Raw genomic sequence first — 25,301 nt, 5'->3', positions numbered from 1 at the left:
TCTTGTCTGCATCGGCTCTCTACAACCGACCAGGGGCGGCTTTGTTAGTTCTACTATTTACAGCGCACTACACTAGTAATTGTCGGATGGTTCGTCCACAATCTTGCAAATATGAGCATAGTATTTATTCTATGAATCTAACGGTTTTCTTATAGTAGAATTTGCGTCTACCTAACCATAGGCGAATCCAGAGATAATAACTTCGAGGCCGATGTTGTCAAGATAGCTATCACTTTACGGAACCTGGACCTCGATATCATAGAGAAAGATAAGGTGAAACAGGGTGTTAAGCACCTCGTTCATAATCCGGCCCCTCTGGACATGTGCTCATAAAGCACAACCAAGGCCTGTTTTTCGCCGAGTGCACCAGCCTTAGTGACCACGGGTAGGCCGTCGGCTATACCGCCCACCCAGCGTCCGAGCACCAGGCCGGGCAAGACTTCCCGTTGCAACTCGATGGCCTCACCGCCGGCTGCCCGGCGAACGGCAGCGGCCGTCTCGCCGCCGGAAAGGAACAACCCATCCACCGGCCCGGCCCGCATGATCTCCAACGCCAGGCCCCCCAATCCCGCGGCGGCCCGTTTGAGATCCGGTGTGGGGCTTGCAGACGGCAGCGACCGGACCGTAACTACCAGGACCCCGCCGGTCCAAGCATCAAGCAACTCAGCTGCACAACGGCGGCGGTCCCGGGCCGAGGCCCTAGTCAACCACTCGAACGCCAGCTCATGACGCACACCGGGATATTTGTCCAACAGGACATCCAGCTGTTCGCGGGTCGCCTGAGCACCGGTTCCGCAGATCATCAGTAGCCGTTCCAGGCCGGATACAGACACCGGCGCGACCATCCGGTCAGAGGCAAGCTGCCCCACCAGACTGGCCGCCAGGCCGGCCGAGCCCACCGGCAGCAGGCGCTCCTTGTTTTGAACCACCAACGCCGCGAGCTCGTCGAGATGCGCCTGGATAGCGGCGTCACAGACGATCAGCCGGCAGCCGCGCTCACGTTCCCGTTGGACCGCGCGTTGCAGACGCCCAGGGTCACCATAGACATCCACATCGACCCGACCGATCCCATACCGGCTCTGGTGCGCCAGGACTTCGGCAACCGACGAGCAGGTGACAGGCGTCAGCGGATCGCTTGCGAATTGGGTCTGTGCCAGCGGTGTGCCGTACACCCTCTGGATACCGCCGATGGTGGTACGACCCTGGACCGGGAGCGCCGGCGCCACCAGGGCCACATCGAGCCCGAGCGTATCGAGCAGAGCATCGATCTCCGCGCCCAGGTTGCCGCGTAGGCAGGAATCGATCTTCTTGTAGATCCACCGCGGGTGCGGGTCGGGCAGGGCCCGCGCCGCCAACCGCACGCACTTGCCGGCCTCTGATGCGGACAGGCCGCGGGTCGCCGTGTAGACGCTGATGCCGGTCGCCGTAGCCAGCCAAGGGCGCCCAAGCGAGAGGGTCTCGACGGGCATCAGATAGACCGGCGCTCCGATGGCGGCGAATTGTACGCCGGTATCGGCGGCACCGGTGAGATCATCGGCGATAACGGCTACATCCGGACCGGATGGCATAGACGACACCCGTCGCAGGTGGATTTTGCGGCAAACAAAGTAGATCCCGACGCCATATCAGTCGAAACGAGGCGCTAGACGCCGTTTTCACAGCCGCGCTCGTCGCGACCGACCGCGCCGATCGGCGCGGAGGTTTCGTCAAACATAGCGCTTTAGCCAAGCAGTCAGGTCGCTGGTTGCGCCGAAATCCAACAGGGCCTCGGCCAGCGCGGTCAATCCGTCACGATCGAGCCGGCGAATCCGTTGGCTATCGTCTTCCGGGATTTGTCCAACCGCACGTTGGAGCTGGCGCAGAACTAACGCCAGCTTACCCTCTTCCCGCACGGCGTCCAGATCCGCGTATCCGCGCCGCTGCAGCAGGTTTCGCAGCGCGGTCTCGTGGGCCGCGTCGGGGTCGTACAGGGCCTCTACGGGCACCGGGTTGGCGAGGACCCCTGGGGCCTCCAGTTGCTGTCCGGGATACGCCGTAGAAAGGGGAACGTGTGGCTCGTATATCTCGACCCGGCGCAGCCCGGTCAGACGCACGACCCAGACGTAGCGCGTCCCTGCCCCGAGCAGGGTGCGAATCTTTTGTTGCAGGTTCGGCTCGTCCTGACCGACATCGGCATACTCCACCGCCAACGGTGGCGCACCGGACACCCAACCCGGCTCGTCCGGGACATTGCCCACGGCGATATCGGGGGCGCGCAGGTTGTTCTCGTCCGGTGTGAATCCGGCATCGAAGCCGGCCGATTCCACGGCCGGATCGGTCTCCAGCGCCAACCCCCCGTTCAGATTCGCCTTGGCGTGCCGCCCGCCGCTGGGTAGACACTCGATGAGGTGGCCGTCGTCGAGCTCGTAAGGATCGCCGGAACGCAGCTGTTCCGCGCGAAAGGGGCCAGTAGTGTGATGTTGCGGTTTACTTGACATTTGGTTTGAGTCCCCGGATTTGAGTATACTCCTACCATTATAGGGTTTAGAATGAAATTTTTGGTGGCACGAGGTGCTAGGGTGGCCTTGCCGCAAATAGGGTCAACATCAGCTCGGAATCATCGATCAGGCGATACTTCGGAAGCCGTCCTGATAGTTTTTCGCTTTCAGACAGGATAATAGGTACCCCTTCACCACGCTTGTCCATGAGGAACTCGCAGTTACCGGGAAGGTTTTCAAACGGCGTGGAGCAACGGGCGAGCAGGCTGGTCAGCAGCTCATTGCGGGCCACCTGTCTCAGCGGGAGACTCTCGATCGTCATGGTGTTCGCAATGGTACCGGGCGAAAATAGTTCGAGGCGGTCTGAAAACATGTGCAGACGCACCTTGGAGCCTTGCATCGAATAGTCCCGGTGCGCGACGGCATTGACCAGAGCCTCGAACACGGCTTGCATCGCATACTGCGGAATATCCCGTCGCGCGGGTTCCTTGACCGCGTATACCTTCATATTCTTTTCGACGAACTGGTAGGCCCCGGTGATCTGCGTATCCAATGGCCCTGCGATGTCCCTGGCGTCCAACTGGTAGGCCGCATTCCGCTCGGTGCCCCGATAGGCGACCGCCTGAATGAAGGCGTTGGTGATGAACTCATGGGGTTGCTCGCTCGCCATCAATAGGCCACTGACGCTCGGGCAAATCTTCCCATCTTCATCCTGCACGAGAAGCCGGAGCTTCAGTAAAAACTCCTCGTCGTCACTCGGAGACAAGGGCGTTTTGAACCTTTCCCACAGCCCTTTTTCCAGGCAATCCCGCGGTGCAATCGGAACCGCCTGCTCATCGAATCGGATGATCCTGGTTTGGCTGCGTTGCTGAAAGAGTCGGGCCAGAAAATCCGGTGCCATCTCGCGCTTCGAGCTGCCGATCCGATGAAAATAGCCGCCCGGACTGCGATGGACATAAAGACTCTTAGGGACATCCACACGCATGATAACCCGTTCGATGCCTTCGTCCGCAATAATCGGAATCTTGCGAATCCGGCATATCAGCGCGGGTGTAATCAGGTCGTTGCAAATCTCTCTTATCCAGGTCTCGACCGCATCCAGCTTGTCTTCCGGGATGCCGACGATGGATCCGGATTTGTCATCGACACCTAGCACAACAATGCCACTGGTAGTATTGGCCATCGCGGCCAACTCATCCGCCATGCTGTCTCTGTGCGGACCGGAAATCCGGGAACCCTTATAGTCGAGGCTCTTCAATTCCAGCGCGGAATCCTCTCCCAGTCGGATTTGCCTCAACAATTCATCGGTGGTCTCGAACATCTCAGGCTTCCGGGGTAGTAGTGGTAGTTTACGAAGTGGCAGGGCGGATCACGGGTCTTACGGAATGACTCTGACAGCTGCGCATGAGCGCTGGCAACCGGAACCATCCAGGGATACCTCGGAGGCACGAGAAGCCCTTCTCCCGACGGGAGAGGAAGTGAAGATGCAGGCTTCTTACTCATTACACTCTACCTTGATCCGTTGTCTGCCGAATCTGGATCGCAGGTGCAATGCGAGTTCGGATTTCGTTGTAAACAGCAACGTCAACGCCCTCGCTTACTTCCAGAGAAACAACCAATCCATACGCAATAGGAATCTGGATTTTGCCCGCATCTTCACGGCAGTTCACTTTGATTTCGATGACCTTTCCATCGATGAAAGGCTCTGGTTTTCTGCCCTCAAATATTTCATGCTGAACGGTTCCGCGCCTGACAGCACGCCACCCGTCGTTACCGCTACAGCTTCCTTTCCTGTCCTTGGCCGGAGCACCTTCAACTTCGAACCACAAGTTTGCAGTACGGTATTTTTGAGTCCTTGCAGAGATAGGTGATAACCAAGCCAGGGTAACCGTCAGGCGTCGCCACTCGGGGCGTGATCCCAATGACGGAGGTAACGGCAAACGGAAGACGTGGGCCTTACCATCGGAAAGTTGCCCAAAGCCCAATACCGTTGCCCGTTGATCGGTGCAGTCCAGAACACGGTCTATCTGCGGTACGCCATAGCCCATCCAACGGCTTATAAGCCCACTGAGTCGGCGACTATTTTCAGACGTGCGAAGCACCTCGGATATTCGTGATCCTATATCACCCCAAGAACAACCATGGACCAGCATTGCCTTCAGCAAGGGCACTTCATAGTTGACGGGATCGACTTCGGGCGCTTGCTCATCGAAGATCAGCTGCAAAGAGTCGTAACAAATTCCCGCCGCTCTACTGATCAAAGCTGTTGCATTGCTCGTTCCGCAATCGTATACGGTAGCGTCCAATTTGCCGGCAAGGCTTCCGGGGGAAGCGAATTTGTTTCCCGGAGGAGAGTTGTACTTGGCCAGTTCTAATTTAGGGTCTCCGATAACTGAAGGTTTGTAGTATTGCCTCCCACCCCAAAAGATGAGGTCCGGTTTTATCGCTCGTCGATAACCGGAGCCAAAGGCTGATACCGGGCTAGGCAAAATTTGATAACTGAAAGGATCGACGCCACGACCAGCCGGATACGGAGTTGAAACATCATAGTGTAACGCACCAATGGTTAGCCCGTTGATCGTTTCAGCAGGTGAAAGTAGCCTCCTGTTCCGGGCGTCTCGATACAACGCCTTGATCGTCGCCGCTTCCAATTCATCAGCCTGAAATGACTCGAATTCTTTTCGGGACACCTCCAGGGAAATAGGTCTTGAATGATTCCCGGCACTGACAACAAACAACACACCATACTTGACGCTCAACCAATCCAGCAATCTGGCAATAGGACTCATGGACTGTGTAAACTGACGATATGGATCGCCAATTGACAGGTTGATTACTTTGACTTGAGGGGCCACCGGGTCTTCTTCCTGGTCACCATCGAATATTCGTTTGACCGATCTATGGATAAGATCGATCGCAAGGCAGTCTTCCGGGATGCCTTCCTGACGTGGTTTGCCGGTCTGGTCAAGCGGCCTCATGATGGGCCGGATATAGACGGGTCTGGGTAAGGGGGGCGTCGGTCGATTGAGATCACCATGCACAATCAAGGATACCATGGAGGTACCGTGGACACGTTCGGAAGCAATATAATCTGCCTCCCAGTTATCCGGGTCGTCGACAACGAGCCGTCCGGCCAACAAGCGATGATTGGCCAGGGGGACCCCGTCAAGAAGGGCTATGACAGGTTCGCCGGTAGGTAGGGGCATTTCCCCGGTCGCCGCGATTTCCTCTTCTCCTTCCGGTGGTTTATCTCCCACCACCATCTGACCGACTGGCCGAAAGAACATAACGTCTTCGCATTTAACCAGCTCGGTCGTTGGGCTCTCTACAATGGATTGTATGGCATTGGCCGGTAATTCGGCCAAAAGACCGTGATAGGCAATGTCCTTGATAACGGACTGGTTCAAAATACGGCCGTCTGCTCGCTGAACGAGTTCCGTAAAGTGACTGACACTTTCCGTTCGACGTTCCTCGCTTCCGCGAAACCAGAGTTCGGCCTCAAACGGGATAACCCGATCACCGCTATATTCAAGGTCTTCTTGCCAAACATCGATTACCCCGGTTTCAAAAAGTCTGTCCTGGACATCCCACCGCCGGACATTCTTCAGATGAAGGAAAACATCTCGGAATTTCGTAAGTCCGTGCTCGAATTGCATACCACGATCGGCATCGTAGCGTCGCCACAATGAAAGCATCTCATCGAGCGCCCGTTGATTGCTCATTACCAGATACAAGCGCCCGTTTAGATCTTTCTGCGGATTGGCCTCGTCGTAGAAATCTTCATCGGGAGCAATCTCGTCGGTCTCGATTTCACCCATCCATTCGAGTCCCTCGATCCGTTTGACCGCATTGGCGAATTTGTCAATACTGCCGATAGTCTCAATGACCAATACCTGCTCGGGATCGACGCCCGCCGTGGTTTGCTGGATTTCGGCCCTGCGAGCATCGAATGCCGCCTGCAACTGGTTGAACATCGGCGAGAGGCGTTGGCCTTGTCTTGTTACATCTGGCTTGTGAATCCGTCCAGGAGGGAATTTTCGTCTCGTCCAATCAGCTGGTTGAGGCGTTGGGAAAAGCAGTAGCGGGCGTTCAGGCATTCTTCACCTCCGGTTCGTCCTGTTGAGCTACTGTTACTGATCTGGCGGACCAGTGCCGGAGGGTTTTGGATACGATATCCTTCATGTCGGCGTTCGGTTGTTCGAGCACATACTGCCGGAATATCGTCGTGCCGAACTCTTCGATTTCCGCGAAATTTGATCCCTGAAGACGCTTAGCCAGCGTGCCGGGCGCATAACCTAAAGGGGTATTGATCCGCCGCTCGAATTTCTCGAACCACTCTACCAGGCGATCTCGAGTTGGTCCGGGCAGGGTCATGCGGACCTGGAAGCGCCGCCACACGGCACGATCCAGAAGTTCCGCATGGTTGGTTGCTCCGATGACCATGACATGACTCGGCAGATTGTCGATCTGCATCAGCAGTGAGCTTACCACGCGCTTGATCTCGCCGGTCTCGTGAAGATCTCCGCGTTCCTTCCCGAGGGTTTCGAACTCATCGAAGAAGAGAACGCATTTTCTAGTGGAGGCATACTCGAAGAGTTTCTTGAGGCGGACGGCGGTTTCACCTAGATAGGTACCGACGACACTTTCGTAACGAACCACAAGCAAAGATACTACCAGGGCTTCGGCGATAGCCTCGGCGAGCGATGTCTTTCCGTTGCCGGGAGGACCGATAAGCAGTACGCGGTTGCGTGGCTCCAGGTTGTAAGACCTGAGAAGGTCAGTCCGATGATGCTCCTGAATCAAACTCCGGCAAATCTGTTGCGTCGTATCCGGCAGAATAAGATCCGGCAGTTTTCGCTGAGGCATGACCTCATGAAACAGGTTGCCCATGCGTTGATTGAGCATAGGGCCATTGCCGTTGGTAACAGGACGTTCTGCTGGTGCAGCACTGAGTATTTCCTCGATCTTCTCGGCCAGCACCTTGTGCTGCTTGGATCGTTCTTCGGCAATGATGGCTTCGACGACCTTTCTGAAGGTAGCTTTGTCACCCCGCATGCCGGATTGAACAAGGCGAATGAGTAAATCCGCTCTTGCCATTATTCATCTCTCATTCTTGTATACGATTATGCATCGACAAAGGCCCGCCCCCGTTCCCTTGTGCTTCTGATCCATGTATCGGGAATTGGTTCAGGTGACCGGGGCGGTCGTGCCCCCAAGCCAGATTCCACAGAAAATGGGTGACAAGTATCAACCCCCGACCGGCCCGATCGGCAGCAGCTCCGGGGCGTGGGTAAGCACGGTCAGGCGGGCGTTCGGCCCCTGCCGCCGTAATGCTTCTTCTACCGCCCAGTCCAGGGTGGGCGCGTGGGTGTGGCCGAGTGCCGCCTTTTCCTCTGGTGTGATGCCGGGCGAGTAGTTGATCACCGAGGCCTGCTCCCGGACCATGGCCCAGGCGATGGCGAGGGCGCAGGCGACCCCGTTGGTGAGGTGCCCGTCCCGGTAGGCGGTCTTGATGGCCTGCGACGGCCAGGCGGTAAACTCCAGGAGCTCGGTATGCACCGGGCTGACCCCTTCCGGTGCCGGTGTACAGACGATGATGGTGCCGCCCGGCTTGACCATACGCTGCCCCGGATACAGGGACTTGTGCGACTGCCAGAAATCCAGGTCGCAGGGATGGGAATTGGCCAGCACAATGTCCGGGGTCTCGTGGTACGGGACCCCGTAGAGCTCCCGTGCCAGCTTCACCCCCGCCTTGAATGCCGGGCGCATGGCTCCGTAGAACAGGCCCACCACATCGCCTGCGTCGTTCACCGCGTTGAAGATGGTGCGCAGGCCAACCCGGTCCGCCATGTCGTCCATATCGCGGCGCACCGGGTTGTCCTCGATGCCGAGATAGGAATCGCCCCCGCTCTCGCAGGAGAGTAGATGGGTCTCCGCGGTGGTGCGGTCGCCGCATACGCCCGGCTGGATGATCTTGGACGAGCCCGAAAACCCCGGAATGTGGTGGGGCACGATGGCACCCAGGCCGATCACCACATCCGCCTCGACCACCGCCCGGTTTACCAGCAGCGGCGTGCCTTGGGACGAGGTACCGAGGTCCACCAAGGCCTGGGGATCGCGCCATTCGTGATTGAAGACCCGGATACGCTCGAAGACGGCATCTCCCACCTTGACCCGCAGCTCAGTCTCCGTCATGTAGCGGTGGGTGCCCAGGGCCATGATGCAGCCAATATGGGCGTCTGGCACCCCGGCCGCGTGCAAGCGCCGCAGCAGTGCCGGCAGCATGCGATGCACGGGGGTGAGTCGGGTCGCATCGTCGCTGACGATAAGGACCCGGTCTCTGGGCTTGACCCAAACCTCCAACGGGGGTTGCGCAATCGGCGCGTCCAACGCGGCCTCGATGGCCGCATCCAGATCCGGCACCGCCCGACTGGGTTTCGGGCTGAGTACCTCGGCCAGATTCCGGTCCGGAACCTCCAGCGCATGGGGCTCGCCGCCGAAGGGGATCTTGAGAGTTGTCATGTGAGGGTCCATCCAATGTGCGATTGTTTCACTGTAAGTTTGCGATATTCGCTTTTCTCACACCAAGCCGCAAAGACACGAAGAATGCTTCTTTATTTCCGTTGTCCTCCCTCAATCCTTGTATCCCTTTGTGGCTTGGTGTCTTTGTGTGATGCTCTTATACCACTTAACTCTGGCACCTCGGGCAATAGAAGCTGGATCTTTGTCCGATCCGGCGCCGCCGGATGGGCTTGCCGCACCTGGGGCAGGGCTCTCCCGCGCGGCCATAGACCTTCAGGGACCGCACGAAGTAGCCGGGGCCACCGTCATCCCGCACGAAATCCCGCAGGGTCGTGCCGCCCTGGTCGATGGCGCTCGTGAGCACCCCCCGGATCTCAGCCGCCAGCCGCCGGTAGCGTTCGCGGCCGATTCGATTGCAGGGGCGCGCCGGGTGGATTCCCGCGCGAAACAGGGATTCGTTGGCATAGATATTACCCACGCCCACCACCAGATCCGCATCCATGATAAAGGTCTTGACCGCACATCGCCTGCCGCGGGCGCGCCCGTAGAGATAGTCACCGTCGAAACCGGACTCCAGCGGCTCGGGTCCCAGGTGCGCGAGCAGGGGATGGTCCGCGGGTGGCTCAGGCGTCCACAGAAAGACCCCAAAGCGACGCGGATCACGCATACGCAGGCAACTGCCGTCCCGTAGGCATAGGTCCAGGTGATCGTGTTTCGCGGGTGGGATATGGGATGCTAGCACCCGCAGGCTGCCGGACATTCCCAGATGGATCAGGATGGTTCCGCGCTCCAGCTCCAGCAGCAGATATTTGCCCCGACGCCCCAGTTCCAGGATGCGCTGGCCGCGGACTTGGTGCTCGGTATCCGCGGGCACCGGCCAGCGGAGGCGGCGTTCCCGCACCAACAGGCGGTCGATGCGGACCCCGCGCAGGTGGGGGGCGATCCCGCGCAAGGTAGTCTCTACCTCCGGTAGCTCGGGCATGCTGGACGCACTTGGTTTTTCGCAAAATCCATAAGTGAGGAGTATAACAAGCTCAGAGACAAGGACCTGTCGGCACAGCCCTAAGAGGCTGTCCATCCAGGACTTACTCGATGACAACCCGAGTCTGCGCGATATCCTGGATCAGCAGATTCCCAAGGCCTACCGTTTAGCACGATTGGTGGCCGTCAAAGAGACCGACCTGGACGAAGCCGCGTTTCCGGAGACCTGCCCATTTTCCTGGGACGAGATATGCGACGAGGACTACTTGCCCTAGGGCATGTTGACGTTTAACCTTCGATAGGTCCGGTTCCCCAAACAGCGCCAAACAATGCAGGATTGCTATTTGGAGCGTAGAATCGGCATGGCACAAGGAGAAATTTGTACATGCTTGACCAACTAACGTTACTCGAGCGGTTGGGTGTTTTCATCATACGAGACTTTATCGATATCCAACTTTGCCGGCAAATGCTGGCGGAGGCTCGGCAAGTAAAGAGATTCCATCCCGGCCTTGTTTCCGAAGAAAGAAAACTGGATGAAGACACTCGTAAGGTTCTGGTAACCAGGTTGTCCAAACCCGTTGTTCAAACCGTAGGAGGTAAACTAGGCGCGATCAAGCCGCAATTGGAAGCAAAATTCAAGGTGGAATTGGTCGATCATCAGGGACCTGATTTTCTGTTTTACCGAGAAGGTGGCTTTTATGGGCCACACAGAGACCGAGCGGGCGGTGATTCACAAAGGCGACGGGTTACTGTCGTCATCTTTGTCAATGGCGAACGACAGGCTGGAAAATCGGACGCTACAAAAATCGATGCCTACGAAGGCGGAAATTTGGTATTCTACAGCCTATTGGAAGGCGAGAGAGCCGCCCGGATCGGTTTATCCCTAAATGGTCAACCGGGCCTGCTGGTCGCCTTCGACAGTGCGGTGCTGCACGAGGTCAAGCCCGTGACGAGGGGCGATCGGGTGACGATTGCCACTTGGTTTTTAGGAGAATAGAAAAGGGCTTTCTTACGTGTCATGTCCGTGGAACAGGCGCTACATGAACACCCATGAACCGGATTTTTCAAGGTTCCCTAAGGTCTATCTTTATAGACGGCCTTTGAGGTGGAAACTGCTGGGGTAGCGAGATTTTCGATGTATATACTTGGCATTTCGGCCTATTATCACGATAGTGCGGCAGCACTGGTTGCGAATGGAGACATCTTGACCGCAGTACAGGAAGAGCGCTTTTCCAGGAAAAAACACGATGCGCGTTTTCCTGTCAATGCGGTTAAGTGTTGCCTAAAGGAAAACAAGATCAGCTTGAGCGATGTCGATGCAGTCGTATTTTACGATAAACCACTGGTCAAATTCGAACGCCTGCTTGAAACCTATTTATCGTACGCACCGAAAGGGTTCCGCTCGTTTTTAGCCGCAATGCCGATATGGTTAAAGGAAAAGCTCTTTCTAAAGACAACACTCAAAAGAGAGCTGGCCGAGCTCGGTGGGTGTGCCGTCCCGGATCTTCCCCAGCTATTATTTGCGGAGCATCACCAATCACATGCCGCATCCGCTTTTTTCCCCAGCCCCTATGAGAAGGCAAGTGTGATGTGCCTGGACGGTGTGGGTGAATGGGCGACCACATCGGTTTGGTTAGGCGATGGAAATCGATTGACACCACACTGGGAAATCGATTTCCCACATTCGCTGGGTCTCCTCTATTCCGCATTTACTTATTATACGGGTTTTAAGGTCAACTCGGGCGAATATAAGTTGATGGGTCTTGCGCCCTATGGGGAACCAAGGTACCTAGACCTCATTTACGATCACTTGTTGGACCTAAAAGAAGATGGTACCTTCCGTTTGGATATGAGTTATTTCAATTATGCGACGGGTCTGACCATGACCAATGCAAAGTTCCACAGGTTATTCGGCGGTCCGCCACGTAAGCCGGAATCGGAACTTACCCAACGTGAGATGGATATTGCACGTTCTATCCAGATTGTGACCGAAGAGGTCGTGTTGCGTTTGGCAAAGACGATTCAAAAAGAACAGGGCACTGATTACTTATGTATGGCCGGCGGTGTTGCATTGAACTGTGTTGCAAACGGTCGAATCTTACGCGAAGGCCCCTTTCGAGATATATGGGTTCAACCGGCTGCGGGTGACGCAGGTGGTGCATTGGGTGCAGCCTTAGCGGCGTGGTACGAATACAAAGATATGCCGCGCAAACCGAATGGCAGCGATGCTATGCAGGGATCTTATCTAGGCATGAAATATGCTGACGAAGCAATCAAGTCTTATCTGGATTCTGTCGACGCAAAGTATGAATACCTGAAAGATGGTTCACTCATGCCACGACTCGTTGGAATTTTAGAAGATGGAAAGGTCGTCGGCTGGTTTCAAGGACGCATGGAATTCGGGCCGCGTGCCTTGGGTGGGCGTTCCATCATCGGTGACCCGCGCAATCAAGAAATGCAATCGGTCATGAATCTAAAGATCAAATATCGGGAATCGTTTCGGCCTTTTGCCCCCGCGGTACTGGCCGATCGTGCCGACGATTATTTCGAAATCGATAAAGAACAGAAAAGTCCATACATGCTGATCGTTGCGCCGGTGAAACCGGAGCATCGGGTTCCTATGACCGAGGAGCAACAAGAATTATTCGGTATCGAAAAATTAAATGTACCCCGTTCGAATCTGCCGGCCATTACCCATGTGGATTATTCGGCTAGATTGCAGACCATACACAAGGAGACCAATCCACGGTTTTACAATCTGCTAACCGAATTTGACCAGCGAACGGGCTGTCCGGTGTTGGTGAATACCTCGTTCAATGTGCGTGGCGAACCGATCGTGGAAGACCCGGAAGATGCCTATCGGTGTTTTATGCGTACGGAAATGGACTATTTGGTATTGGAAAATTATTTATTGAAGAAAGAAGATCAGCCCAAATGGGAAAAGGACGATTCCTGGATGAGTGAGTTCGGGTTGGATTGAGTGCCATGTCTGCAATCGAACGGCTTGATCGGGAAGGGCTTAGAAAGTTCGGTCTAGTAACAGGCGCCATCGTCCTGGTCCTGTTCGGATTCTTGCTGCCCTGGATTTTCGGTCATGGGTTACCTCGTTGGCCATGGTATATTGCAGGTGCGCTTTGGGTGCCGGCATTATTATTACCCGACTTACTTAAACCCGTGTATATTGCTTGGATGCGGTTCGGTATGGTGTTGGGTTGGATAAATACGCGGATCATATTAGGTATTTTATTCTATATTCTATTTACTCCCACTGGTTTATTGTTGAAAGTATTGCGTGTTGATGCGATGCGACGGAAGTTGGATGCACGCATGAAAACATATCGTGTGGAGAGTAGAAAACAACTCCCTGACCATATGGAAAGGCCATTCTGATGTTAGAATTATTGAAAGATCTGTGGGCGTTTATGAAAGTCAGAAAGAAATTCTGGCTGGCACCGATTATCCTGACCTTATTGCTGTTGGGTACACTCGTAGTGTTATCGCAAGGTTCGGCCGTCGCGCCCTTTGTTTACACACTATTCTAAAGGTCCGGCAGCGGGCATGCTACTTGAAGATATGGGAAAAATTCGTAAAGCTGTATTCCCGGTAGCCGGATTAGGCACTCGGTTTCTTCCCGCAACCAAGGCCAGTCCGAAGGAGATGCTTCCGATCGTGGACAAGCCGCTGGTCCAGTATGCCGCCGAGGAGGCGGAGGACGCGGGCATTGACCAACTGGTGTTTATCACCGGACGCAACAAGCGTTCTATCGAAGACCACTTCGACAAGGCCTATGAGTTGGAGATGGAGCTCGAGAGGTCAGACAAGCAACAGCTGCTCGAGAGCGTTCGGACCGTACTACCGTCCAGGGTAAACTGCATCTATCTGCGTCAAACCGAGGCATTGGGTCTGGGCCATGCCGTCCTGTGCGCACAACCGGTCGTGGGGAAGGAACCCTTCGTGGTGCTGCTTGCCGACGACCTCATCCGCGGGAACGGCCAAGGTGTGGTTGAGCAGATGATGGAGACGTACGGGCGCTATGGCTGCAGCATTCTGAGTGTCATGGAGGTCCCGCAGGACGAGACCGACAAGTACGGTATCGTCGAGACGCGTCCCGGTCCGGACGGGGAGCTCCGCGTTGTCTCCATCGTGGAGAAACCCACGCTGGCGGATGCACCTTCCAATCTGGCGGTGGTGGGGCGCTACTTGTTGACGTCCGGAATCTTCGATCATCTGAGGCGGACCAGGCCCGGTGCCGGCGGCGAGATACAGTTGACCGATGCCATTGCCGCCTTGCTCGCCGAGGAACCCGTGATCGCCTATCCCTTTCGTGGTAAGCGTTACGATTGCGGCAGCAAGCTGGGATACCTGGAGGCGACGGTGGAATATGGCCTGGCGCACCCTGAGTTGGGGGCGAGCTTCGCTGACTACCTCAGACGGGTGGTACACTAAATGTCTTGTGCCCTTGTAATTGCAACTTTTGATTATGGAATAGTTTGGACCGCAGGGACGCAGAGGACGCAAAGAATGTGGAGGTTGAGGTGAGGGATGAACCACCGCGTTTTCCCTTCAAGACGGCCACAACGCCTCGGTTGAGCAAAAATACGTCGCCTTGGCGAATCGGTACGGTTCGTTTCACTCACCGCATCCTACAGGCTGTCCTTTGCACCTTTGTAGTTCAAAATACGCGCTTGCTTCACCATTGGCCCGATCAGGTCCCGAATGCCTGCCGAATGGCGTCGAAATCCAGAACTTCCAGATAGGCCACAATGCCCTCTTTGTCCTTGAGGCATTTTCCATCGACCTTGATCAGGATCTTGTTCGCCACCAGCAGGCTGATCTCCCACCTGTTGCTGTCCTTGTCGTGTTTGATCACTCCCGGCTGTCCGGCGTAGGTATAGCTTTCGGTGTCGGGGTCCATCTGAACCAACATAGGATTGGACAACATCATACCCATCATCGGCATCAGGGGTGAGTCGGCCGTGATGCCGATTTCCACCTCTGCGCCGTCAGCGCGAGAATAACGCCGTGACAGGTTGGTTCCCGCGATCATGGTCGCCATGCCGGTGGATCGGACCTGGGGCTCGTCCGCCTGCCAGCCCTCCCGGGGCTCCGGCAACAGCTTCAACAGGTCGCGGTTGATCTTCTCACGGATGCCGGCAACCGCGGACTGGATTGTCTGGATGGCCTTACGCAGTGCTCCGGAATCGTACTCCGCGCGAGCGCGGTCGAGCTGATCGGTAACCTCGTCCGCGCCGACCAGTGTCGTGGGGGTCAGAACCATTGCCACGATCAGGAGGGTGCATTTGGTCATGATCGCTTGCCTCTTGCGGCCCGGCATCATGGGGTGGGTAGAGATGGCACGACGGCGATTGCCATCCGGAAAGACGCCGCGCGGATCAGGAGAGTCAGGAGCAGGACTTCACAGCCGGCGCTTTGATTGGTACTCCCTAGGGGAATCGAACCCCTGTTACCGGCGTGAGAGGCCAGCGTCCTGGACCGCTAGACGAAGGGAGCGGAAGAATCCTGCAGAAGATAAAATCATACCCACTCTGAAATGGTATCTCAAGTCCGTTACAAGGTCGCGGAGCAGGTGGTAAAACGATCGTCTCCGGAATCCTGGAACACCAAGGGAAGGTCTACACGGAGATCGTCCCTGACGCCTCCAAGAAGCAGCTACAGGCTGCGATCCGGGGCCAGGTATCCCGCACAGCATCAGCCACTCGGACGGCTGGAGGGGCTACAATGGGCTGGTGGATGTGGGCCAATACCATTAAGTTAAACTACCGAAATTGTTCAACCCCCCATCGTTTTTGCCATCCATGGCACTGGATTCCGGTAATTCCTGCCGGAATGACGCGGTGGGAGCCGAACGAACCGGCCTCATAATCCTTCCCTAAAAATGAACAGCTATCTGGTCGCACCGGCCATCATGGCCGGATTGGGTTTGTTCTTCGCCGTCATCCTGGCGGTGGCCTACCGTTTCTTGAGGGTTCAGGAAGACCCGCGAATCGAAACTACCTTGGACCTGTTGCCCGGTTCCAACTGCGGCGCCTGCGGACAACCCGGCTGCCATGCCTTTGCCGTGAGCCTGGTTGCAGGTAAGGAGTCGCCGAGCCGCTGCACGGTGGCGGACTCCGAAGCGATCGATGCCATCGCCGAGCTGCTGGACGTGGACCCAGGGAAGCAGGAGCAGCGCGTAGCCCGACTCCACTGCGCCGGCGGTAAGGGCCAGGCCTATCAGATCGCCGAGTACCAGGGCTTCGAGGGCTGCAACGCCGCGGCCGTCGTCTCCGGCGGCGGCAAGGGCTGTTCCTGGGGCTGCCTGGGTCTGGGGGACTGTCGGACCGCCTGCACCTTCGATGCCATCGCAATGAACGACAATGGCCTACCCGTGGTGGACCTAAGCAAGTGCACCGCCTGCGGCGACTGTGTCGATGCCTGCCCGCGGGACCTCTTCGAGCTGACGCCCCTGAATCAACATCTGTTCGTCCAGTGCAAATCGCCTCTGGCCGGTGACCTGGCCCTTGCGCTTTGCAGCGTCGCCTGTGACGCCTGTGGACGTTGCGCGGCCGATGCGGCACCGGGACTGATTCGGATGGAAGACAACCTGCCCCTGGTCGACTACTCCGGCGGCGGCCCGGCCCTACCCCAAGCGGTGCACCGCTGTCCCACCGGGGCCATTCAGTGGCTTGAAGGCACGCAGTTTAAGGAGTAAGTCGACTTTCGATTGGCTACGGCTTTCGTGACATGAATGACTTTACCCGAAGGATACGTCACGAAATTCTTGGCCACTTTGGACTCAACACCTTCAAACCCTCCGAAACCAGACCCAGTGTAAAGGTCAGGAGTCCATTTCTTTCCCAACTTATAATCGATAAGCATTCGGGACCCGACAGTCCTATTCGTGTCTATTCGTGGTTCCCGATTCGCGTGATTCGTAGTTACAGATTCGTGTCGATTCATAGTTTTTATTTCCGGATTTTGTGTGTCGGCGTACTAAAGTGAGAATCCTATGCCCAGCTTCGCTAACAGTGCCTTGCGACTCCTGCGCCGTCTCCTCGGCGCCCCGACCCGCACGGCGGGTCCCTACGCCGGTGAGCTGACCGCCCTCGACGGCAACACCGCAGTAGCCGTCACCGAAGCGGCCATCGCCGAGCTCGCGGTGCTCGGGGCCTCCTTCCCGGCAGACGCAGCCGACGCGGCGTGGCGCACCGAACAACTGCGTCATGGCCGCAACCTGCTTGGGGACGTCCTAGGCACCCAGGGAGCAGAAGGCCCCCGCGGGGCATTGGCAGGGGCGCTGGGCCTGACCATGGGGGGAATCCGCGCCACGGCCTTCCTGGCCGCCCCCGATCTGACCGCGGCCCAAGACCTGCTGCGACTCGCGGCCGGGCGCCGCCTGCCGCTGGTGATCCATCTTGATAACCGCGCCCTGCCCGGTCATGCTATCGCCACGGGTAGCGGTCACGAGGCCTGTCACCTGGCGGCCGATTCCGGCGTTTTTGTGCCGTTTGCGGCGAACGTCCAGGAGGCGGTGGATCTTACCCTGATCGCCCGCCGGGTCGCGGAGGAGACCTTGACGCCGGGGCTGGTGGTCATGGACGGAGATCAAACCGCCTTGGCCATGCAAGAGGTGCGGCTACCCCCCGCCGAACTGGTCACCCGGTTTCTCGGCGCGCCGGGCGATACGACTCCGGCGCCCACCGCCACCCAACGGCTCCTGTTCGGCGACCACCGCCGCCGGGTTCCACGCTGGCACGACCCGGACCACCCGGTGCTCCTAGGGGCCCTGCAGCCCCCGGAGATCTGGGGCCTGGGCGCCGCGGCGGCCAGTGTCTATTTCGACGGCCAGGTGCGCTCCAGCCTGGAGCGTGCAGTCTCCGATTTTCGCCGCGAGACGGGCAGATCGTATGAACCGGTCTGTGCCTTCCGCGCCGAGGACGCCCGCATCCTCCTCCTGGCCCAGGGGGCCGCGGTCGAGACCGCCCAAGCCGTTGCCGAACATCTGCGCAGGACGGAACGCCTCCGGGTGGGGGTACTCGGCCTGCGTTGTCTGCACCCCTTTCCCGGTCCCGATCTGCTCGCCCACCTGGGGGTGGCAAAACACCTGCTGGTGCTGGAACGGGTGAGCACACATCTGGCGGACGACCCACCCCTGCTGCGCGAGCTGCGCGCCCTCTTCGACCGGTGCCTGGACGACACAAGTTCCGACGCCGATGCTCCACCGGGTCATCCGGCCCTGCGCGCTCAGGATCGACCCCGCGTGCGGTCGGTCGTCTACGGCCTGGGCGGCCTACCCCTGCGCGGGACGGACCTGATCCGGCTGTGCCGGGAGGCGGGTGATCTGGAAGGGTCCCAGACCTTTCTCGGGATGGAATTCACACCCCGGACCAGCGACTACCCCAAGCGCCAGGTCCTGCTGGACCGGCTGCGCCGCGATTATCCGCACGTCGCCGGACTGGGCCTGTGTGGCCGAGGACCCACGCCGGACCTGCGCCCGGCCGGCGCGCTCACGCTCGCCGTCCATCGCCGCTCCGGCCAGTGGGGCGAGGGTCTCGTGGCCGAGACGGCCGGATTCCTGCGCCGATTCGCGGGTGCTCACCTGCGCAGCCATCCCGCCCTATTCTCCCAACCCCTAGGGTCCTATTGTATCGACCGCTTTACCCTGAGCGAGCAGGCGCTACGCGATCCCGGTGCCTCCATGCCCGTCGATTTGGCCTTGCTCGCGGTAGATCCCGGCGATACCCGGATCGATTCTTTGGTCGACCTCCGGCCCGACGGCGCCCTGCTGTTGCAGGGGCCCGAGCAGGACGAGGCTCTCTGGCAAACCCTGTCTCCGACCCTGCAGCAGGCACTGCAGGATACCGGCATCGCCCTCTACGCCATCCCGCCATCGGACTCACCTTCCGAAGACCTGGTGTTGGGGGCCATCTGTGGCCTGCTGCTCGATCAGGGCTGGGTCGGGCTCGGCCCGCGCCGCCTGATCTCGATTCGGGACGCACAGCTTGCCGATGCAGGTCTGCCTGGCCGACAGACAGGCGACCCGGACCGAGAGGCGCGCAGCCGGCAGTTCCAGGCCGGTCTGGACGGCATCCGGCGTATCGACTACCAGGGGCTGCCGGTCTCGGAGTTGGCCCCACGCCCGCAGCAGGAGGCCCCGGCCTCGGTACGCCGATTCGGCACCATCGATGACGCCTATGACAGCCTGCCCCGCTTTTGGGACCAAGTGGGGGTCCTGTATCGGGACGGCGCGGCTTCGCAGCTCGCACCGGACCCCTACATGGCAATCGGGGCCATACCGCCGCTGCTGTCCGCATTCCGCGATATGAGTCCGCTGCGCGCGTCCCTGCCCCACCTGGACCCCGACCTGTGCACGGGCTGCGGGCGCTGCTGGAGCTACTGCCCCGAAGGCGCCTGGGGCGCAGTTGCCGCCACCCCGAGCGAGGTCATCGAGGCCGCCATTCCGGCAGCCGAGGCCGGCGCCCTGCGCCCCCTGGCCGGTAAGCTCGCGGAACGCATCGGCCACAGCTGCCGCGCCGGTGAGGCCAAGACCGCCACCCTGGAGGGTCTGGTGAGCGCCGCCTACGCCTGGTTCCAGGACCAGACGCCCCTGCCCGCAGCACGCAAGCAGAGTATGGATACCGCCGTCGAACGGCTGACCGCCGCGATCGGTTGCCTGCCGGTCGTCGTCGCCACGCCCTTCTTCACGGAGGCCCCCACGGATACTCCAGGCGCCCTGCTGTTCCTGGCCCTCAACCCAAACGATTGCAAAAGCTGCGGCATCTGCGTGCACGCCTGCGACGCCGGTGCCCTGCAGTCCGTCGCCCAGACCAGCGAGGAGTTGGAGCAGGCAAACCGAGTATTCAAGGCCTGGGAAAGGCTTCCCGAGACCACCCCAGCGCTCATCGACTTGGCCGCCGCCGATGAGCGAATCGGCCCCCTGCCGGCGGCCCTGCTCGCCCACCGCGCGGCCCGCGCCCTGGCCGGCGGCGACGGGGCGGAGGCCGGCTCCGGCGAACGCCTCGCCCTGCGTTTAGCCCTGGGCCTGGCCGTATCCCGCCAGGGACAGCGGCGCGCCGAATTCATCCGGGAGGTCAAGGAGGCCCACCAGGAGATTACGGCCCTGATCCGCTCCCTACTCGCCGACGCCTTGCCGGCGGACGACCTGGACGCCCTGGCGCGCGGTCTGGAAACAGTGAGCACCCGCCACGCGGACCTCGGCGCCTTCCTCGGTCAGGCCGAGGGTGCCATCGAGGGCGCGGTGGATGCCGCACGCCTGCGCCGGCTGGTGGAGCTGGCCCAAGGCTTGGGAACACTCGCCTGGCGCCTGGAAACCGGCCGTCAGGGCTTCGGCCGCGCCGGCTTAGGGCTGGTGCTAACCCCCGGCGAAGCGGCGAGCTGGGCCGGGGCCTTCCCCCACAATGTGTTTCAGGTCCCGGTCACCCTGGATGCTACCGGGGACGGCGCCCGGCTGGCGGCGGGGCTCTTGGAGGGCCAGTTGCGGCAGGCCCTCGAGGGCTTTGTCCTGATGCGCCGGGCGCGCCTCGAGATCGATAAGCCCATGGACGCGGCACGGCGCTGGGCCGACCTCGCCGATCTGAGCTGGCGCGATCTGACCCCCCAGGAAAGGGAGCGCTGTCCGAGCATGCTCCTGGTGGGCAACAACCGGGTGCTGGCGGGCGCGGGCCTGTCCCAGGTCGCTGCCCTGCTGGACGGCGAGCTGTCCCTGAAGATCCTGGTGCTGGCGGACCTGGACCTGGGCCTTTCCGGCCGCTCCAGCCTGGAATCCGCCTCGGCTCCGGTCCCGGACGCCGCGGCGGACCTAGGCCTGCTGGCGCTGGCCCGCCGGGATGCCTGTATCGTTCAAACCTCCCTCGGCGCACCGACCCACTTCCTGGAGAGCCTGGAGGCCGGGCTTGCGTTCGATGGCCCCGCCCTCTTCCACGTCCACGCCCCCAGCCCTGGGCGCCATGGGTTTCCCACCGACCAGACCCTGGAACAGGCACGCCTGGCCGTAGCGACCCGGACCTTCCCCCTGTTCCGCTACGACCCCAAGGCCGATGGCGTGTTCGGGACCCGGATCGAGCTCGGGGCCAACCCGGAACCTTCGGCAACCTGGGAGCGCGGGTCTATCCAACCGACAGACCGGCATCCCACCCCCACAGCGGCCAAGGAGGCCACACCCCCGGAAGACGAGGCCATGACACCGGCCCACTGGGCGCTCGGCGAGGCCCGTTTCCGCCACTGGTTTGAGCCCTTGGCGGAAGACGCCGCCGATCCCCTGCCCTTGGACGCCTACCTGGAGCTGTCGGAACGCGAACGCCGGGGCCGGACGCCCTACGTCTCCCAGGGGCAGCCACAGCGGGACCCGGTACGCTATCGGGTCGCCCCGGAGCTGGTCGAGGTCTGCCGGGAACGCCGCGACGCCTGGCGTCTGCTGCAGGAGATCGGGGGCCTGGTGACCCCCTTCACCGAGCGCGTCCGGCGCGAGGCCGAGGAGCAGGTGGCCGCCGAGCGGCAGGCCGAGCTCGCGGCCCAGGCCGCAGTCTACGAGCAGAAGCTCGCCGATCTGCGCGCAGAGCTGCAACAAGAGCTCCGCGGCGACATCCGGGAACGCCTGATGAATCTGGCCGGTTACCGTCACCAAGCCGGCGCGGAGCGACCTCAATGATGCGTAATGCCTAGCTTTGGGTGACAATGAACAGCCGCATACTCGGACAAAACATCTTACCGAGCGTATCGCTTGCTCCTGCATTGGTTCAGTTGTACGATCCTCGACCCATGGTATGGTTGTCGGTGAGTCCGGCTCGCTGTGAAAATTAGTGGGAATAACTAACATGAGAATTGACGTTGATTTGTCAGATGCCAAATTAATAGTAAGAAAAGGTGATACTGAATCGGATAGTGAATATGAAAATATTCTACTGGAATCCGATATAGTATCAGGTTGTAAGGATAGTAAAACTCCTACTGGTAAATTCAAAGCAGGCAAATTTATAAAGGATAAGACGAATGATAAATTTGGGCCTGTACCCTGGTCTAAAGATCCATGGGGCAATCCTTATGGACCCTATTTCTTACAAATACTAAACCTAAAAGGAGTATACACGGCATATGGTATCCATGGTACTCGTGGGGGTAACACATTTAATTTTGTGGCTCCACCAATACCACGATGGATGTTTGGTTGGTTCGTAGATGATGACACAGAAAAATATTCCTACTGTTCTCATGGCTGCATTCGTATTTCGAATAGAAACATAAAAAAGTTGTTTACTCTTGTGCTCAAAGAGAGGCAAAGAAAGCCGACAGGCGTTATTTACATTTATATCTCAAAGTAACTCAATCATGAGAAGACTCGTATTAACCATAACAGTAATTTTATTGCTGTCCATAAGTTTCTGGAGCGGTACAAAAACCGGGCGATATTTATCCAGTGTGGAAAGAGAGAACCTATATCCGTTTGAGCTGCGTAGCGTTTGGGTTGACAATCAACCAACATGTAATGATTATAATTCGCTCTCTAATGCTGAGAAGGCTATTTTTGTCGATATTGTTAAAGACAGTAAAAATCAAAGTTATGTCAGAATCGTATCTCTGCCGATTGAAGCTCAAGAAGGGAAGCTCATAGTTTCTATTCTAAACAATAATCAAGAGCAATTTATCGATGAAATATGGCTAGATTGCGAATAGTGAAAAGGAACCTTCATTGGTTCGACATCTTTAACTACAGAGAGCCTATTATAGCTTGCTGTAATCGTTCAGCCCCCATCTTGTCATTCCGGCAGGGATTGCCGAAATCCAGGTGCCAGGGACGGCAAAAACAGGGGGGGAGTAAACAATTACAATGATGCTATCGACACTCCGCCTGCGCCGCGGCTTCGCCCACGGAGTCCATCCCCACGAGCACAAGGTCCTGACCGCGGACCTGCCCACCCAGCGCATGCCCTTCGTGGACCGCTATGTGCTGCCCTTGGACCAACACCTGGGAGTACCTGCCAAGCCCGTGGTGACCCCCGGTCAGCGGGTGCGCCGCGGCCAGCGCATCGCTGCGCCCGGCGCCTTCGTGTCCACCAGTCTGCACAGCCCGGTCACCGGCTGGGTGCGGACCATCGGCCATCACCGCTACCCCGGCGGTCGCTTCAGCAAGGCCATCGAGATCGAGGCCGACCCCTACGCCACCCAACGCCTGGAGGGCGAGCCCCCGCCCGACTGGCACGCCCTGTCCCCGGACGGTTTCGTCGCGGCGCTGCAAGACTCCGGGATCGTCGGCCTGGGCGGGGCCGCCCTGCCCGCCCACGTCAAGTACTCCCTGCGAGAAGGCATCAAAATCAAGTACCTAATCGCCAACGGTGCCGAGTGCGAACCCTATCTCACCAACGACCACCGGGTCATGGTCGAACGCTCGGACCGCCTGCTGCGAGGCATCGAGATCCTCCGAACCAGACTGGGCGCCGCCGAGGCCATCATCGGCATCGAGCGCAACAAGCCCGATGCCATCGCTATCCTGGATCGGCAGCTCTGGCCCAATCAGCCGGTGCGCGTGGTACCCCTGCGGGTCAAATATCCCCAGGGCGACTCCAAGATGATGATCAAATCCCTGCTCGACATCGAGGTCCCGGCGGGCCTGCACGCGGCGGATCTGGGCATCATCATGAACAACGTCAGCACCATCGCCGCCATTGCGGACTGGTTCGACACCGGCATGCCCTACATTGACCGCATGGTCACCGTCTCCGGCCCCGGCATCGAGCGACCGTCCAATCTGATCGTCCCCCTGGGCACGCCAGTGCGGGAAGTGCTGCGCTACTGCGGGGGCCTGAGCGACGACACCCGCGAAGTCATCATGGGCGGCCCCATGATGGGCACTCCCATCGCCAGCCTAGATGCCCCCATCATCAAAAGCAGCTCCGGGATCCTCGCCTTCACCGCCACCGAGACGGCACGCCCCCAGGAATACCCCTGCATCCGCTGCGGACGCTGCCTGGAAGCCTGCCCCTACTTCCTCAACCCATCCCGCCTGGCCCGGCTGGCAAAATCCCGAATGTACGAAGAGATGAAACACATCCAGATCATGGAATGCGTCGAATGCGGCTCCTGTACCTACGCTTGTCCGTCGGGGATACCCATCGTACAGTTGATCCGTACCGCCAAGCGGGTGCTTCGTGGTCATAAACAAGGGTGAGCCCGGAGGTTAGGAGTGAACTTGTGAACCTCAATCTAGGCGGGCTTAAGGGCTAAAAACTCGTGAACTTCAAATGGGACCCCGTAAAAGCTGACCTGAATTCTCGAAAGCATGGTATAAGCTTTGATGAAGCTACTACGGTTTTCGGAGATCCATTTGCTATCACTTACGGTGACTCGTACCATTCACAATATGAGTTACGGTACTTGACATTCGGCACCTCGATCAAAAACCGTTTTCTGGTTGTATCGCACATCGATCAAGATGACAGTATTAGACTAATTTCCGCGCGACCCATGACAAGAAATGAGATTCGTAAATATGAGCAACATCACCGAAGATGATTTGAGGCCGGAATATGACCTCGATGCGCTAGGTAAGGGCATTCAAGGCAAGTACTACGAACGTTACCGCGAAGGATCCAATGTCGTAGTAATAGAACCTGATCTAGCTAGGGAATTTCCCAATGCTCAAGCTGTTAACAATGCTTTACGGAAACTTCTTGAACTCCAACAAGTTCACATGACCGTCGAGTAGTAGCCGTCAAGCCCCGCGTGATTACAGACTCGTTTTTGAACAGATCAGGTTGTTCTTTAATGTTCATAGTCCTTCTGATGGTGGAAACCTCCGCCTTCAGGCGGCTAAACTTCCGGTTTGAAAAAGACATGGTGCTTTAGCATCATTGTGATGAAAAACTACAGCCGAGTCAGACACACCGTTTTTTACCACCGATACCATCTAGTGCGGATCACGAAGTATCGTTATCGGGTGATGAATTATGAGATTAAGAAACGGGTGCGCGAGTTGGTTGCGCAAGCTGCGGAGGAGGTTGGAGTAAAGATTCTCAAGGGTGTGGTATCGAGCGACCATATCCATATTTTCGCAGAAATACCTCCCCACATCCCAGGAAGCGATTTCGTGAAAAGAGCGAAGGGTAAATCGTCGCCTAAGATCCAACAAGAATTTCCGCCGTTGAGGAAGACGTACTGGGGTCGGCATTTTTGGGCCCGGGGATATTTCAGCGCCACCAGTGGAAATGTGACCGATGATGTGATTAACGACTATATCAATCATCACAGTGAAGGGAAAGAACCGCAAAATGTATCGCGCATCCGTCTCGAGTAGCTTTAGCTTGACAT

22 protein-coding genes, 1 tRNA gene and 1 pseudogene are annotated in these 25,301 nt (G+C 58.3%); 15 read left to right on the top strand and 9 right to left on the bottom strand.

The features are described 5' to 3' along the window. Nucleotides 1–299: 299 nt before the first annotated feature. From BQ17_RS04980 to mutM, 7 genes are all read right to left on the bottom strand, one after another. Nucleotides 300–1,568: a four-carbon acid sugar kinase family protein gene (locus BQ17_RS04980; RefSeq protein WP_089724818.1), complete on the bottom strand. Its 1,269-nt coding sequence runs from the start codon at nt 1,566–1,568 to the stop codon at nt 300–302. A gap of 138 nt (nt 1,569–1,706) precedes the next feature. Then, complete coding sequence (locus BQ17_RS04975) at nt 1,707–2,477, bottom strand: DUF4351 domain-containing protein (protein ID WP_089724816.1); 771 nt, start codon at nt 2,475–2,477, stop codon at nt 1,707–1,709. Nucleotides 2,478–2,553: 76 nt separating this feature from the next. After that, nucleotides 2,554–3,798 (bottom strand): ATP-binding protein, encoded by a 1,245-nt coding sequence (locus tag BQ17_RS04970; protein ID WP_089724814.1) that lies wholly within the window; start codon nt 3,796–3,798, stop codon nt 2,554–2,556. Nucleotides 3,799–3,979: 181 nt separating this feature from the next. After that, nucleotides 3,980–6,574: a S8 family peptidase gene (locus BQ17_RS04965; protein ID WP_089724812.1), complete on the bottom strand. Its 2,595-nt coding sequence runs from the start codon at nt 6,572–6,574 to the stop codon at nt 3,980–3,982. Next, nucleotides 6,567–7,574: an AAA family ATPase gene (locus BQ17_RS04960; RefSeq protein WP_089724810.1), complete on the bottom strand. Its 1,008-nt coding sequence runs from the start codon at nt 7,572–7,574 to the stop codon at nt 6,567–6,569. Before BQ17_RS04960 ends, BQ17_RS04965 begins: the two co-directional genes overlap by 8 nt. 150 nt (nt 7,575–7,724) lie before the next feature. Further along, the gene (locus BQ17_RS04955; RefSeq protein WP_176722298.1) at nt 7,725–8,999 is read right to left on the bottom strand and encodes a nickel-dependent lactate racemase family protein; all 1,275 of its coding nucleotides are present in this window, start codon (nt 8,997–8,999) and stop codon (nt 7,725–7,727) included. A 166-nt stretch (nt 9,000–9,165) separates the two neighbouring features. Then, a complete protein-coding gene (mutM, locus tag BQ17_RS04950) occupies nt 9,166–9,981 on the bottom strand; it encodes a bifunctional DNA-formamidopyrimidine glycosylase/DNA-(apurinic or apyrimidinic site) lyase (protein WP_089724806.1) in 816 nt (271 codons plus the stop codon). A gap of 34 nt (nt 9,982–10,015) precedes the next feature. On the opposite strand from mutM, the gene BQ17_RS04945 reads away from it, so the two are divergent. The 6 genes from BQ17_RS04945 to galU all read left to right on the top strand — a co-directional run bounded on the left by BQ17_RS04945 (nt 10,016) and on the right by galU (nt 14,426). Next, nucleotides 10,016–10,255, top strand: coding sequence for a DUF29 domain-containing protein (locus tag BQ17_RS04945; protein WP_089724804.1), 240 nt, complete (start codon nt 10,016–10,018; stop codon nt 10,253–10,255). A 110-nt stretch (nt 10,256–10,365) separates the two neighbouring features. Beyond that, nucleotides 10,366–10,977: a 2OG-Fe(II) oxygenase gene (locus tag BQ17_RS04940; RefSeq protein ID WP_089724802.1), complete on the top strand. Its 612-nt coding sequence runs from the start codon at nt 10,366–10,368 to the stop codon at nt 10,975–10,977. 138 nt (nt 10,978–11,115) lie between these two features. Beyond that, a complete protein-coding gene (locus BQ17_RS04935; protein WP_089724800.1) occupies nt 11,116–12,960 on the top strand; it encodes a carbamoyltransferase family protein in 1,845 nt (614 codons plus the stop codon). A gap of 5 nt (nt 12,961–12,965) precedes the next feature. Then, entirely contained in the window at nt 12,966–13,370 is a 405-nt protein-coding gene (locus tag BQ17_RS04930; protein WP_089724798.1) for an SxtJ family membrane protein, read from the top strand. Next, nucleotides 13,370–13,522, top strand: coding sequence for a DUF5989 family protein (locus BQ17_RS23185; protein WP_256091487.1), 153 nt, complete (start codon nt 13,370–13,372; stop codon nt 13,520–13,522). The genes BQ17_RS04930 and BQ17_RS23185 overlap by 1 nt, the downstream gene beginning before the upstream one ends. Nucleotides 13,523–13,553: 31 nt before the next feature. Next, on the top strand, nt 13,554–14,426 hold the full coding sequence (galU, locus tag BQ17_RS04925) for a UTP--glucose-1-phosphate uridylyltransferase GalU (RefSeq protein WP_089724795.1): 873 nt from the start codon (nt 13,554–13,556) through the stop codon (nt 14,424–14,426). A gap of 259 nt (nt 14,427–14,685) precedes the next feature. Here galU and BQ17_RS04920 read toward each other — a convergent pair whose 3' ends face one another. Both BQ17_RS04920 and BQ17_RS04915 read right to left on the bottom strand, forming a co-directional pair. Then, entirely contained in the window at nt 14,686–15,288 is a 603-nt protein-coding gene (locus BQ17_RS04920) for a hypothetical protein (protein ID WP_089724822.1), read from the bottom strand. 127 nt (nt 15,289–15,415) lie between these two features. Continuing rightward, nucleotides 15,416–15,491: transfer RNA gene (locus BQ17_RS04915), tRNA-Glu, on the bottom strand. 60 nt (nt 15,492–15,551) lie between these two features. Between BQ17_RS04915 and BQ17_RS04910 the strand changes: the two are divergent. The 9 genes and pseudogenes from BQ17_RS04910 to tnpA form a co-directional block, all read left to right on the top strand. Beyond that, nucleotides 15,552–15,739, top strand: a pseudogene (locus BQ17_RS04910) (transposase); the annotation flags it as partial. A gap of 137 nt (nt 15,740–15,876) precedes the next feature. Further along, nucleotides 15,877–16,692 carry an RnfABCDGE type electron transport complex subunit B gene (locus tag BQ17_RS04905; protein WP_207787915.1) on the top strand — a complete coding sequence of 272 codons (816 nt, stop codon included), beginning with the start codon at nt 15,877–15,879 and terminating at the stop codon, nt 16,690–16,692. Between the two features lie 297 nt (nt 16,693–16,989). After that, entirely contained in the window at nt 16,990–21,648 is a 4,659-nt protein-coding gene (locus BQ17_RS04900) for a 4Fe-4S binding protein (protein ID WP_089724792.1), read from the top strand. Nucleotides 21,649–21,814: 166 nt separating this feature from the next. Then, the gene (locus BQ17_RS04895; RefSeq protein WP_089724790.1) at nt 21,815–22,318 is read left to right on the top strand and encodes a L,D-transpeptidase; all 504 of its coding nucleotides are present in this window, start codon (nt 21,815–21,817) and stop codon (nt 22,316–22,318) included. A 7-nt stretch (nt 22,319–22,325) separates the two neighbouring features. Then, nucleotides 22,326–22,670: a hypothetical protein gene (locus tag BQ17_RS20310; protein ID WP_141699115.1), complete on the top strand. Its 345-nt coding sequence runs from the start codon at nt 22,326–22,328 to the stop codon at nt 22,668–22,670. A gap of 154 nt (nt 22,671–22,824) precedes the next feature. Continuing rightward, the gene (gene rsxC, locus BQ17_RS04890) at nt 22,825–24,162 is read left to right on the top strand and encodes an electron transport complex subunit RsxC (protein WP_089724788.1); all 1,338 of its coding nucleotides are present in this window, start codon (nt 22,825–22,827) and stop codon (nt 24,160–24,162) included. 62 nt (nt 24,163–24,224) lie between these two features. Then, nucleotides 24,225–24,506 (top strand): BrnT family toxin, encoded by a 282-nt coding sequence (locus BQ17_RS04885; RefSeq protein ID WP_089724786.1) that lies wholly within the window; start codon nt 24,225–24,227, stop codon nt 24,504–24,506. Further along, nucleotides 24,484–24,699 carry a hypothetical protein gene (locus BQ17_RS04880; protein WP_089724784.1) on the top strand — a complete coding sequence of 72 codons (216 nt, stop codon included), beginning with the start codon at nt 24,484–24,486 and terminating at the stop codon, nt 24,697–24,699. The genes BQ17_RS04885 and BQ17_RS04880 overlap by 23 nt, the downstream gene beginning before the upstream one ends. 150 nt (nt 24,700–24,849) lie before the next feature. After that, complete coding sequence (tnpA, locus tag BQ17_RS04875; protein ID WP_089724782.1) at nt 24,850–25,287, top strand: IS200/IS605 family transposase; 438 nt, start codon at nt 24,850–24,852, stop codon at nt 25,285–25,287. Nucleotides 25,288–25,301: the final 14 nt, after the last annotated feature.

The organism is Candidatus Thiosymbion oneisti, assembly GCF_900092655.1.
GTDB lineage: Bacteria > Pseudomonadota > Gammaproteobacteria > Chromatiales > Chromatiaceae > Thiosymbion > Thiosymbion oneisti.
The sequence above is the reverse complement of the archived record's forward strand: the minus strand, read 5'-3'. Positions and strand labels throughout refer to the sequence as shown.